General features: G+C 60.3%; 4 protein-coding genes and 2 pseudogenes. 2 read left to right on the top strand and 4 right to left on the bottom strand.

Features of this window, described 5'->3' with window-relative positions; all coding sequences use genetic code 11:
* Positions 1-3 precede the first annotated feature (3 nt).
* From NKI95_RS20995 to NKI95_RS20985, 3 genes are all read right to left on the bottom strand, one after another.
* A complete protein-coding gene (locus tag NKI95_RS20995; RefSeq protein WP_352719189.1) occupies positions 4-7,161 on the bottom strand; it encodes a hypothetical protein in 7,158 nt (2,385 codons plus the stop codon).
* A gap of 458 nt (positions 7,162-7,619) precedes the next feature.
* On the bottom strand, positions 7,620-8,252 hold the full coding sequence (locus NKI95_RS20990) for a helix-turn-helix domain-containing protein (RefSeq protein ID WP_352719188.1): 633 nt from the start codon (positions 8,250-8,252) through the stop codon (positions 7,620-7,622).
* A gap of 112 nt (positions 8,253-8,364) precedes the next feature.
* Positions 8,365-9,171 (bottom strand): hypothetical protein, encoded by an 807-nt coding sequence (locus NKI95_RS20985; RefSeq protein WP_352719187.1) that lies wholly within the window; start codon positions 9,169-9,171, stop codon positions 8,365-8,367.
* A gap of 1,061 nt (positions 9,172-10,232) precedes the next feature.
* On the opposite strand from NKI95_RS20985, the gene NKI95_RS20980 reads away from it, so the two are divergent.
* Positions 10,233-10,616, top strand: a complete 384-nt coding sequence (locus NKI95_RS20980) for a helix-turn-helix domain-containing protein (protein WP_352719186.1) — start codon at positions 10,233-10,235, stop codon at positions 10,614-10,616.
* Positions 10,617-10,721: 105 nt separating this feature from the next.
* Positions 10,722-10,886 (top strand): annotated as a pseudogene (locus tag NKI95_RS20975) (JAB domain-containing protein); the annotation flags it as partial.
* Between the two features lie 78 nt (positions 10,887-10,964).
* Here the strand turns inward: NKI95_RS20975 and NKI95_RS20970 are convergent.
* A pseudogene (locus NKI95_RS20970) lies at positions 10,965-12,493 on the bottom strand (MFS transporter).
* Positions 12,494-12,506: the final 13 nt, after the last annotated feature.

Genomic DNA, 12,506 nt, shown 5'->3' with positions numbered 1-12,506 from the left:
CCGCTAGGTTTCCAAAAGATCCATATCGAAATACGTCCGGTAATCCTTCCAACGCCGCATCTTCGGCGGTACTCGCTCGATAACCTTGTAGAAGATCTCGTTTGGATGACAGCCAGCTTTCACCATGGGATGCTGGCTGGCGTCGAACAAAACGGCTTGTCCGCCACCGCCGCCACTGCCCGCGATCTTGTAGGTTGCCGTGAATCCGTAGGATATCTCGGCAAAGCCGACCTTGAAGGTGAAGCGGTACGAGGACGAGCCTCGCATATTGCCGTTCTCGTGCTCGATGGCGACTTCGATGTTCACGGAAATGCTGAAGCACGCGATGCTGCCCTCACCCACCGCATGGACGAAGCCCTTGATATACGTGCCGCCGCCATGGGCGCAGCGGATATAGATGCCGGCCATCACCCGGCCGACCGCGCTGAGCGGGCCGAACGAGAGCCCGACAATGGCGCCAAACTCGAATGAGCATTCGACCATTACGAATTCGCGGCCGTTGGCGGTCAGGGCCACGAAGCCACCGCCACCGTAAGGCGGATAGGAGATGATCAGCGGCGCGTCGGCGGAAGCGAGCGCGAAGCGGAATCGCGCGTCGCGATCCTCAAACGGCAGGTTGGCGGTGACCGAGAAGCCGACGTTGTAGAGGATCAGTCCGCCGAGCGGTACGATATCTTCCGAGAACTCGAAGCCAGCCTCGATGCCGAGCGGGAAGATCGTCGGGCGGACGTAAAAGCCGCTATCATCGCCGTAGGAGAAGAATGACTCAATGAGCTTGATGAACTGCAGCTCGTTTCCGATCGCGACGTCTTCGAGTTTTGCGTCGAAATCGGGCTTTCCCCCGTTCACTGATGTAAACCGGGCTTCTCGAAAGGTTAGTGTCAGAAAGTTGTTGGGTGGTTCGCTTAGAATGTTGATGATGAAAGGCCTTAGTACGCCTTTGACTTCAACCGTTCGCTTGCCAGGGTCTAACAAATCGATGCTCACCCGCGCTGAAAGCGTGAGGTCATCTTCTGTAGAACTAACCATCTTGAAAACGGGCGGAAACGGCTGCAGCTCCGTCTTCCAGTCGAAGCGCTGCTCGATCTTAGTCGGCAGAAATGCCGCGAGTGCCTTTTTCAGTTCGGCTTCGAGCAGGTCACGGACACGATCGAGATCGATCAGCGCGGACAGATTCCCTTGCGCCAAGCTCTCGATGATGCGCGCAAGCGCCCTGATGCTCCGCGCCAACGCAGGCTCCTGCGCCGCCCACCGCTTCTTTAGTTTGTCCGCCTGGGCGAACCCCTCGGGCCGTGTAGCATTGGCGCTAACCTTGGTTTTGATGTCCGCCAACTCGCCGCGGTCGGCCTTGATCTGTGTGGTGTCCTTAAACGCTTCGATCACGTCGGCGCTGACGACCGCGGTCAGGAACGCGGCGCGACGCCTCTTCTCGTCGCTGCCCGTGGTCGTGTCGAAGACATCGGCGACTGTGTCGAGCACGGAGATCGCGAGATCGTGGACGGCCACCATCGGGTTGGTGATCTCGAGCAGCGCTTTGGCGGCGGCACTGCCGAGCTTGTCGTTGACGGCATTGAACGTCGGCGCGGCCTGCAGGACCAATGCCGCGACGCGGCGGTCGTGTTGCGTGGCGTAGGTGAGAACCTCGCCGCCGAGTGCGGCGAGATCGGCGGGAAATGGGCCGCCGGCGACCCATTTCGCGATCCCGCCGCCGGCACTTCGCAGATCCGACATCCTGCCGGACAGCGCTGTGGCAGACGCTGTCAATTCCGAGATCGCCTGCTTGATGTCGGCCAGGTGCCGCGCCAGCGTCCCTGTCAGCCTGGCGGAGAGTAGCTTGATCCGATCCTCGAAAGGCTGCTCTTTCGATCCATGCGTGCCGGCAACCTCGCCTATTGAGGTGAGGCTCTCGAGCAGGAACAGAATATTGCCCACAATGTCTGCGACCGCACGTTTCGCGGCTGCGATATCCTGATCAAAAGCCGTTGCGACAACTGCCGCTTTGAACACTGGAGCACGCTTCTGCTCCAAGGCCAGATCGTCGAGCGCCTTGGCCATGACGCCGGCCTGGAGGATCATGTCCTGGATTGCGGCGAGCGCATCGCGTCGCAGCGCCAAGATTTTGCCGGACAAACTAAGTGTCTCGGCGATCTTGGCGCAATCGCCCCCCATCTTCTGCAAATCGGCGCGACGCTGCTCCAGCTCGCCGATCGCCCGGGCGGCGCGCTCATGGGCTTGCGCCGCCGCCGCGCGGGCTTCATCCACGCGCGCCCGGATCGAGGCCGGCGTTTGCGCCGGCAGCTGTACTGTACCGAGTTGTGTCGCGATCGCTGCGATATGCTCGGAAAGCGGCCGTCCCTTCCCGATCAATTCGTCGGAAATGTAGATGGCAAAATCGATTGCGGCGGCACACCACTTGGCGAGTTCACCCGCTGCCGTAAATACGGCCGACGTCTCGGCGATTCGGGCGAGCGCCAGGGCAGCGTCGAATACTTTGTTGGTGAGCGCGATCAGTTTTGGCGCAACGTCGCGCGCATTGTCGTTGATTATCGCGCTGATTTCCGACGCCAGCGAGCGCAATGCCATATGGGCCCGCGCGATCGGTTCGCCGGCAATCTCGTACAGCAGCGCATTGGAAAGCCGCTTGTAGACCTGCTCCGGATCAATCGTGGCGAAGTCGTCGCATGTGGTTTTCTCGACAGCTTCTCCGAACAACAGCTCGGCGAGCTTCGGATCGGTGATCAACCCTCCACAAAGCGCGCCGATTTCCTTGAGGATCTCCGACTTCAGATCTTGGGCGATCTTCTCGAGATCCTTCTCGGCGCCGTCGATCTTGAGTTTGGCAAGCTTGCGGACCTTTTCCCATTCGTTGCCGACGGTCGCGAGAATATCGCCGACGAGCGGCGGCATCGGGTTGTCGCGAATCGCCTTTGCTTCTGCGATCAGGGCATTCCCCGCGGCGACGACTGCCGACGCATGAGCGAATAGTGTGGCAAGATCCGCTCCGCCTTCAGCCGCACTCTTTGCGGCTTGGACGCGTGCAATCAGGGTGTCAAATGCACCGGTAAGGCGCGGATACAGGCTGCGCCAGTTAAAGTCAGGTCCGAATTTCTTCTTAACCGCTTCGTCGATGTCGGCGAGCGCCTGGCCGAGCAAGCCGCTGCCGGGAGTGCCATTGCCGATCAACGCTTCCGCGACCTGTTTGATCACGTTCTTGGCGTCGGCCAGTTGGTTCTCGAGTCCGCCGCCACCGAAGCTCATTTGCTCCTGCAGCTTGGGAACCTTTTGCTCTTTCTCGCTCAGTTCGCCCGCGATCAGGTTTTTCTTGTTATCCGCGCCGGCAAAGGAAACCGTTTTGAGCACGTCGGCGAGCGAAAAGATACCGAGCAGCTTGGGCAGCTTGTCGGCGCCGCCAAGAAACTCCTTGGGGTCGAAGCGGCCTTCGGAAAGCGCCTTGAAGTCCCCCGTCGGTGGCAGGCCGTCGAGCCCACCGATCGGCGCCGATTGCGGTTCGCCCGTGACCAGCGCAGTGACGCGCGAGCGCTTCGTGCCGCTGCCCGGCTGCGGCCCGCGCCCACCGACAGGACCGAACTTGCGCGACAGCGCGACCACGCGCGTGCTCGGCTTGGCAAAGCCGCCAACAACGTCACCGCCGCCGGAAAAGTCGAGCTGGATCGCCGGACTGAGCACGTCAAGGAACAGTTCGGAAGGATTCTGGTCGGGCGCAAATGCATGCCGCACAAACAGCTCGTTGAAAGCAACCGTCATCCCACCAGCCGGCTTGCCGACCAGGCGGTCCAGGCTTTGCACCGTGATGTTCGCCGTACGCATCACCGGGTAGTAGGGCGGTTGATCGGAGCCCTCCATGATGCCGTCCATGCGGAACGATTCGATCGGCGGGTCGCCCGGCTTCGCCACGTTTTCGATGAAACGGCCGGTGGCGGTGAGCTCCCAGTTTTGGGTGTCGAAGTCGGTCTCGCCGTCCTTCAGCGAGGCAGCGTAACGGCGGCGCACGCTGCCGTGTTTTGCCAGGCGCAGAGGATCGGCCGGTAGGTTACGATAGTAGGTTTCAACCAGCGCCTTCATGGTGTCGGGGATGTGGGCCGCAACGTTGTCGACAAAAATCAGCGGAGCACGGATCGGCTCGGCATCTGCATCCTTGCGGAATTGAAACTCGAAATTGTTGTCTTGGCCCTTGCCGACGCGTGGCCAGAAAACCAAACCTACTGCATCAGCGCCGTCCGGTTTTTTCAGCCAAATGCGGCCATTCTCTTCGGCCTGTGCTGGCGTCCCGTCCTCCGGATCGCGGATATCCGGAGTACGACCGGTGACCATGGTGATAGTGTCGGCCGGCCACAGCCGACCGTCATGTGCCTGGCCGAAGGCAGGAAATTGCTTCTCGCGCTTGCCGATAAGGATGAACAGCCGTTGTATCAGGTAAGCGGTCGGCCGGTTGTTGATGGGATGCGGGTAGAAGCGCCGTTCCGTCACCTTGAGCAAACTGGCGCGATGGCCGATCGGAAACAGAAATCCCTTGTAGGAGACTTCCACAAAGATATCGCGACCGAGCACGGCACGGTGGCGCCAGCGCTCCAGACGTAGGCTTGGATACCAGTTATCCTTCAGGTCCGGGTCGCACTTCCAGGGGAAGCTGGGATCGCAAACCAGATCGGGATCGCTCGGGTCGTAGACAATCGGCGATGGAGGCTCCCACTGCCCCTCGCCGACGAACGTACCTCCCATCGCGGTGAGCAGCAAATCCGCCGAGGCCAGGGGCTTGGGTACATACACGCCCTCGTCTTTGACGGTAGTCGGATTGTCTGGGTGACGCCTGTCCCACAAACCGATGCCTGGAGGAAATAAGATGACCGTGCCGGCGGCGTCGGTTGCCAGCGGATTCTTTCCGATTTCGGTCGGCTTGTCCTTTAGAGCCTTGTCCTTATCCAACACGATGCGCCTTAGCGCGGGCAACGCGTAGACAGAGCTGAGCGTTACCAACTCCCGCCGATCGCTGCGGCTCAACGACAGCGTCAGGTCCTTCCTATCGGGGCGCGTCGATGGCTCGTGGAATTCCGGGCGGCTCTGGTCGCGGTCGGCGGGCGGGTTGCCGCGCAAAAAATCGAGCAGGATGTCGCGCGCCCAGATCGCCCGCACGCTCCTGCCGCCATCGACCGAGTCGAGACGCGCGTGCCAAAGCGGCGTGGGATCCTTAGGCGCTCCCAGGACATGCGGAGGAATGATCCACTTCGCGCGGCTATCCGGGGAAAGTATGAGGCGGTAAGGAAACTCAATTGCTGTTTCGTCCTCGCCCGGTGGTCGGATTGATTGGACAATCTTGGCCAGCGCCTCGGCACGGTTGGTACCCTTGTCAATGCCGACCAGGTTCATCTGATCGGACAGCGCGGTGTTGATTGGCAGCGCACGCTCGGACACCACCTGCGCCAGATCCGACCAATCGGTCAGCGTCTTGATCGACAGATCCTTGGCGGCGAGCTCGTTGGCATTCTCCGGCTTGACCTTAAAGACCAAGCGCGTAGGTCGGCTCAGCCTCGCGCGGACCACCCGCTCAAAGGGAGTGTCCGGTTTGAGAGTATCTTTTTGGGTGCCTTTAAGCCGATCCCGCTCATCAATATTAACAGGTGCAGATCCGAGACCAAGCTGCGTCTTCTTGGCATGCTCGGCAACGTGCTGCGGGGGAAACTCAACGATGAGCTTGTAGGCCAGCGCATCCTGGTCGGCCTGAAGGCCGACCACGGGCTCGATCCGGCGCGGCACCAGCCGCGCGCGTTGACCGTTAACTAGGATCGCGAAATTGCGGAATCCGAATGTGAGGCTTAGTAGGTCCTGGCTGCGCAGGACCTGCAACTTTCCCTTGTCCAAAGGCGCAATGAAGAACGGCGCGGTGTCCAGCAGCAACAGGCCTTTGCTGCCTGACGCCATGGCAACAGCCGCCTCATCCGACGCCGACAAAGACCTGCTTTCTTGGGCAGGCCTCGGGGGCGTTCGCCGCGCCTGTACCTTGATCAATTCAGGTTCCCGTTCGGCAAGAGCGGACAATGGCCCATCGTCCACGATGTCGGGCGGTGGCGCGCCGACGCTGCCGAGCCGGATATCGAATGGGATCGGAACGAACGTGATCTTGGCAGAGTCTACCCCGGTAACCGGCACATGTGCCTCGTGGAGTTCGGCCGGAATCGACAGAGGCGGGGCTAAGCCGTTCTTGAAGGTCGTGACGATGCCATCGACATCGTTTCCGGCGACCGACAGCACTAGGTTCGCGGTTTCGATCGAGTGCGCGGCCCGCGAAACGCGTGCCGTCATGAAGCATTGCCGCACGCCGGTCGGCTGAACCAACGCTATCGGCGAAAGACGCAATCCGGCTAGGTCAGTACGAATGTCTACAGCATTGCCGTTGGTAACCGCAGCTTCGGCTTCGCCCAGCACCGTGAAGGCAGAAACGGCCGAGCCATCTGGTCGCGAGACAAACCCGAACTCAGCCCGCTGGATCGAATCGAACGTCAACGAAAGCGCGCGCCTGCCGATCTGGCCGGGCTCCGCGCGCGGCTTTTCGATCTCTGGATTTAGCATCGCGAGGATGCCAGCGCCTTGAGGCGCGGCTTCGCTTAAAACATCGAGTACGTCCGTGGCGGGACGGCGGCCAATACTCAAGCAAGCCTCTCGCGCTGAGAGGCGGAGTCCGTGAAGCGAAGCGGAAACGATCGGTTCCTCCGCACGCCAGCGAAGACACCAATCGGGTGTGAAGCTGACCACCGTCTCGCGACGTTGGAAGATGACAGGTGACCCAGTGATGGCGCTCAGCGGCGCGATCCCTTTCACCTGTGCCAGCGCCGGCTGCAGTCCTTCAAGCCAAGGGGCAAATGGCACGCGTAACGGCACGTCGAGATGGTGAAACCGAACCGATAGATACCATTGTCCGGCGATCACCTGCAGATTGGCGACGAAGTCGGTCGAAAGCCCTACATCCGCACTGGCGGTGCGGAGGACGCGGATCCAATGTTCTTGTGCGCGACTGTAGCAATGAAGCTTGGCGTTCTTGCCGAATAACGCGCGATCAACTCTCCATTCGTGTCCGTTCAGACGGGCGACAAAATGGTTGCTGTCGTAAAAAACTTCGAGCTTCCCAGGAGAGCTGCGGTTAAGCAACAGACCTGCAGAACCAACTGCCGATCCGATCAATACTTGCCGGCGCGTAAGCGCTAGTTCTCGCAGATCAGATCGTTCGTGAGCCAACCTTCCGTCTTTGTAGCGGTCCAGCCACGCGAGAGCATGCAAATATCGGAACATAGCCCCCAATCCCCAGCGAGCTTGCATCTCAGATTGCAATCCCAGATGGTTGCATAGTCTGCTTGCTGATTCAACGAAGTAATGCGCAATTCACTTGACCAAACTTCGCTGAAACGACTTGGGAAGACCTTTAGACGGCAGCGGGGGCGCCTTGTCGCCCGAAGGCGGTTGACCAGACGAAGGCAGTTCCCAAACTAGTCGCGCGCGACTTGCCAGTCCGCTTTAACCCATAGGCGAATTGATCGGGGCCCTCGCGTGGCGTGTTCCACATCTTCGACTTGCAGCCCTCGACATCCTCCGCCAGCAACGTCTCGATTTCAGCCAGCTTGCTGCCGCTTGGCGGCAAGCTGATCGGCGAAGGCAAACGTGCCGCCCTCGAGCGAGCGATAGGACGGCAAGCCGCCTTTCGGCCTCAGCGAGCCTTTGCTTGGCCCTTTCACGGCATCGGCGGGAGGATCGACATAGAGACCGACGATGTCGCGGACCTTGGCGGCCAACTTCGGATCGTTGGAAAGCTTGAAGGCACGGATGCGGTGCGGCGCCAAGCCATGAGCTTTCCAAATGCGCTGAATCGAGGTCAGACCAACGCCCGCCACCTTGGCCATCAGCCGCCCGGTCCAGTGCGTCGTCTCGCCGGACGGATCGCAGAGCGTCAGGGCGACGACCCGCTCGGCCACATCCAGCGGCAGGCGGGGCGTGCCGGGCGGCCGGGTCTTGTCGCGCACCAAGCCCTCGACGCCTTCGTCCATGAACCGCGCCTGCCAGCGCCACACTGCGGTCTTGCTGACCCCCGCCGTCCGCATGATCTCCACTGTGCCCACGCCATCGGCCATGGCCAGCACGATCCGAGCGCGCCAAACATGCTTGTGCAGGCTGTTGCGGTCGCCAACGATCGACCGCAGTCGCCTACGATCTGTTGGGCTCAGATGGATGACAACGCCAGCACGCACATCCCGCAGACTCGCACGACGCCGCGCCGCGCCGAATCCCAACCCGGACTCTTTTGTCCCGATCAACCCACTAAGTGGCAAGCCGAATCCCGCCACCAAAGAACCCAGTTGATCAAAGTCGCTCAAACGCACCTATTCGACTGAAAATGGTACCGACTGTTTCCGCCATCAACTCGAAAGCGGAGACTTGAGCTGCGCAGGCCCATGAGAGTGCCGCGACGATTGATTCAGCAAGAAGTGGCCAAGAAGGACCGTTGCCTAAACCAATTAGCCTGAGTTCATTTCCTTCCGTAGGCCCGCGCTCCGACCCTTGAAGGTAAAGTGCCCTGCCAAGCATGTTAGGATGAGCTGCTTCGCACAGCATACCGTAGGTTGGAACCAGAAATGCTTGACCCGGGCTCTTAGAGATGCGCGTGATTGTCGTGACGATATTTGTGGGATTGTAAATTGTGTCGGCTTCCGGCAAGCGCGAAGAAAAAACTGTCTTCAGGGAATACCGTTCGAGTTCCTCGCACGTGACACACGTGTCGCGTAAATTAATGGACGGATTAAGTATAGGAGCTATTTTGCCTTCTTTGTCCGTACCAAGCAATGTGGCATTGACGGTACGGGAGGCGTCGACAAAAGCGACCGCAGTCTCCAACGCTGAGCGGGATAGCAGGCTGGCACACACAACATCCTGACGACCGAGAGCCCACACGCAACTCCGGCTCAAGTCAATGACCCGGAGCGCATTCATTATCGCGTACGCTTCCCAATTTCCAAGTTGGTCGCGCCAGTAGAAATTGTTGATCGGCAAACAATCAGTTGCCGATTCTGCTACCTCCGCTATTTCGGCGTTGAATGCGTCGGCTGTGCGGAACCTCCACCCGTATGCTTTAGGCAACTTCCTTCCCAACGTATTCAGGCGCCCGATCATTTCGTTCGCGTTGGTAACAAATGGGTTCTCGGAAGGCACTACCCGGTGAAGCACGTCCCTCGGAACCATACCAACCAAGTCAGGCTTGCTTGACTTGGGCATCCTCAATTTCGAAATGGTCGGCCTCCCACCGGGCAATATGACGACTCCGCAGGGCGAACTCTGTTGCGCCGTGAGAGCGTTCATAGGCGGATGTCTGAGAGACTGCAAACCTAGTCGTGTTTGCGACGAGGTTGCTAAATGGTAGCTGCTCGAGGTTTAGGCGTTTTCGCCGCCCTCCTAAATTATTGAAAGATATGGCGCGCCCGGAGAGGTTCGAACTCCCCACCCCCAGATTCGTAGTCTGCGGGGACGTGGCCCCGGCGGACCGGAAAGCCGCCCCGTGGATAGATGCCTGCCGACCGCAGGCAGCATTCGGACCACGGCGGACGGGGACAGTCGGTCCCGCGTCCCGTCCTTGCGGCAGGCGCTATGCTGACGCTCCTGCGGTTGTCCCGTTCACCGTCCGCGGCGAAGGCGAATTTCCTCCGTCCTACGCGCGACAATCGTGCGCTGTTGCGGACGCGCGCAGGACTGCGGCTTATACGCGGTTCTTCCTTAGAGCGCCGACGGTCGCCGGCGCGGAGCGGTAGGTTAAGGATGTCACCGTCTCCAGAACGACGGCGATCACGAGAGTTATGCGCTTTCGACCTGACTCACGCGCAAACTCGGTTGGCAGTATCGGGCCTTCCTGTTCCCATTCGCCAGACAATGGCAAGTTTCTTGGAAACCGACTACCCCCCAACCCAAGCAAGCGATCCTCCTCTGTTCCTCAACGCGGTTCGATGATTTAACCCTCACCAACTCCAGAAGCCACCGCCATAGTCGGTACCACAACCCTATCATCAAGACTCCCAATCAAACGGACCAGGCCAGAATAGGAGTAGTCCTCCTTAGGGGGACAGCAAAGGGCGCGGCGTCCCAGACCGCCACGACCGCCAAAAGGGGCGCGCCTGCCCTCCGGCCTTTTTCTAGCCGGCAGCCCGAGATGGTCCTACCGTGGTCAGAACCCGCTTTCAGTCTTGAGCGAAGTCACCTTAGAGGTGCGTGACGCGCCGGTATCGACAGATGTTCTCAATGAAGATCGCCTTGTCGACCCCAAGCGCCGGGAGGTCGTCTCCGTCTTCACTATGGCGGACCGATCATCCCGACTGAGACTTGGTTTGAGATGCAAGATGATGGAACCACTGTATCTGACGCCGGAGGAAGTGACCGAACGTTTTCGCGGCGCAATCTCGACCGGGACATTGGCCAACTGGCGAGCATTGCGCGTCGGGCCAGCTTTCGTGAAGATTGGAAAGTCGATTGTCTATCCCGTGGCCGACCTCAACGAATGGGCAAGTCAGCAAACCGTTAGGTGCCGTGCGACAAATCGACTCAACGGGAAGGAACATGAGCAATCGTGAACCTGGTCGAATAAAGTTCACCTACGCACCCCAGAACCCGCCCTCAGTAAACGTCTGTCTCGTCTTTTTATCATGTAATATCAATCAGATACTGAGTCGCGACGGGTGATGCACAACCATCCGTCGGGAGACCCGACGCCGTCGCGCGCCGACATCGAGATGACCAAGCTGATCATCGAGACGGCCAAACCGCTGGGCATTGCCGTTCACGACCACATCATCATCGGCAGGAAAGGCCACTCCAGCATGAAGGGCCTGCTGCTGATTTGATCGAGAATGCCTGCATCACCGCGATCGCGCGCGCACGATGAAGACAGGCGACGATACTGCACTTGGCCAGGCGAGGCGTTATCCCTGCGTCTTCAGCCCCCGAAGCATTGTCACCGCGACAATTGCCGTCAGCAGCACAATCCCCGCGGCAGTCATCAACGTGATGTCCCCGCGCTCGTGTACGCGCTTCGCGCTGCCAACAATAACGCGCTGCCGTCGCCGAGACTTGGCGCAAGGCTGCTCGCTGCCCCAATACCGCGTAGCGCGGTCTCTATTGTATTGGCGGGAATACCCGCGGGCATGGTGACGCCGAGCGCAGTGCGATAGAGGAGGGTGGCAAGACTGCCAAGCAAGGCGATGCCTAGCGCGCCACCGAACTCGGAGGCCGTCTCGGAAAGGGCCGAGGCAGCGCCGGATCGCTCCTTGGGCGCCGCGCTTACGACGAGGTCCGCGACGATCGCAATGCCGGGAGCCGAGCCGATCGAGAACAGCACGTTTCCCAGAACAATCAGAACCAAGCTGTGTATTTCCCCAGCGTATGCCATCAGGGCAAGACCGCCAGCAGCAAGCGTCAGGCCGAAGCCGAGGACATAAGCTGGCCGCATCAGCCTGAGCACAGCCGAAGTCAACAATGATCCCACGATGAAGCCGAGCCCGGCCGGGATGCTCCAGAGGCCCGCTTCCAGGGGGATTAGCCCCAAGACCAACTGGAGATACTGGGCGACAAGAACGAGAATTCCGAAGCCAACGAAGAAGTCGAGGACGTTAATGCCGAGCGCCGCCACCACAGCCGGCCGCTTGAACAGGCGCAAGTCAAGCAGCGGATCGGGCAAGCTCATCTGCCGCCTTGCGAACACCACTCCGAACAACAGGCCTAGTGCGACCGCGGATGCCGCCCACACGACACTGCCGCCCTCAGCAACTAGCTTGATCCCGAAGACGATCGGCAACACAGCTGCCAGAGACAAGGCAGCACTCAGGATATCAAGTCGCCCGGCGTTTGGGGTCCTGTGCTCGGGCAGCAATACCGGTCCGACTATCAGCAGAAGCGCCGTAATGGGGAGAGGCACCAGAAACACGGCTCCCCACCAGAAGTGTGATAGAAGCAGACCACCAACGACCGGGCCGATCGCGCCGCCAAACGAGAAACTCGCGACCCAGACGCTTACAGCGAAGGTCCGCTGACGGTCATAGCGGAACATGTTGCTGATGAGAGATAGCGTCGAGGGCGCCAGCGTTGCGCCAGCAATCCCGAGCAGCGCCCGAGCCAGGATGAGCATCTCGGCACTGCGCGCAAAGGCTGCGACCAGCGACAGGAGCCCGAAAGACGTAGATCCAATCAGCAGCAGCTTCCGCCGGCCGATGCGATCGCCAAGAGCTCCCATGATGAGGAGCGACCCGGCCGCCAGAAAGCCGTAGATGTCCACGATCCAGAGCAGTTGCGCGGCCGTGGGCTTGAGGTCGGCGCTTAGCGATGGCACGGCCAGGTTCAGCACGGTCAGATCCATCGCGTAGAGTATGCAGGGCAGCGCGATGATGGCGAGGCCGATCCATTCGCGATGCGTGGCTCGGCCCGCGTGCAGGCCGGTGGTGTCGGATGTGCCCATTGCCATCTCCCGA

Source organism: Mesorhizobium sp. M0306 (genome assembly GCF_040321655.1).
Taxonomy (GTDB): Bacteria; Pseudomonadota; Alphaproteobacteria; order Rhizobiales; family Rhizobiaceae; genus Mesorhizobium.
This window is presented reverse-complemented; position numbering and strand designations above follow the sequence as displayed.

Coding starts and splice junctions, on each gene's coding strand:
- NKI95_RS20985 (WP_352719187.1), bottom strand. CDS start 9,171: ATGATCGGGCGCCTGAATACGTTGGGAAGGAAGTTGCCTAAAGCATAC.